At 41.2% G+C, this 478-nt stretch carries 1 tRNA gene and 1 rRNA gene; both read left to right on the top strand.

The features are described 5' to 3' along the window. Nucleotides 1-52: 52 nt before the first annotated feature. Nucleotides 53-126: transfer RNA gene (locus tag KHA98_RS22775), tRNA-Ala, on the top strand. A gap of 198 nt (nt 127-324) precedes the next feature. Then, nucleotides 325-478 (top strand): 23S ribosomal RNA (locus KHA98_RS22770); the annotation flags it as partial.

Here is a 478-nt window from a genome sequence, read left to right as displayed (position 1 = left end):
AAGTTGAGTGTTAATGAGCATACCTCATAACTAATAACTCATGACTAAAAATGGGGGATTAGCTCAGCTGGCTAGAGCGCCTGCCTTGCACGCAGGAGGTCAACGGTTCGACTCCGTTATTCTCCACTAAGGGCTATAAGCTGTAAGCTATAGGCCGTAAGCTGGAAAGCTTAAAGCATTTGCTTGAAGCCTAAAGCTAAATAAAGTTCATTGACATATTGAGATAAGAAAATAATAAAAAGTAGAAAGCGTTTTTTGTTATTGCAGCAATGCAAAAGATAAAAAACAAAAAAAAACGGTCTTAATTAATTTTAAGATTGGTACAATAAGCAAAATAAGGGCGTATGGGGAATGCCTAGGCTCTCAGAGGCGAAGAAGGACGTGATAAGCTGCGAAAAGCTGCGGGGACGAGCACACATCGATTGATCCGCAGATATCCGAATGGGGCAACCCACTATGTTGAAGACATAGTACACCG

The sequence above is a fragment of the Flavobacterium branchiicola genome (genome assembly GCF_018383905.1).
GTDB classification, from domain to species: Bacteria; Bacteroidota; Bacteroidia; order Flavobacteriales; family Flavobacteriaceae; genus Flavobacterium; species Flavobacterium branchiicola.
Note: the sequence above shows the minus strand (reverse complement) of the source record. Positions and strands in the feature narration are given on the sequence as shown.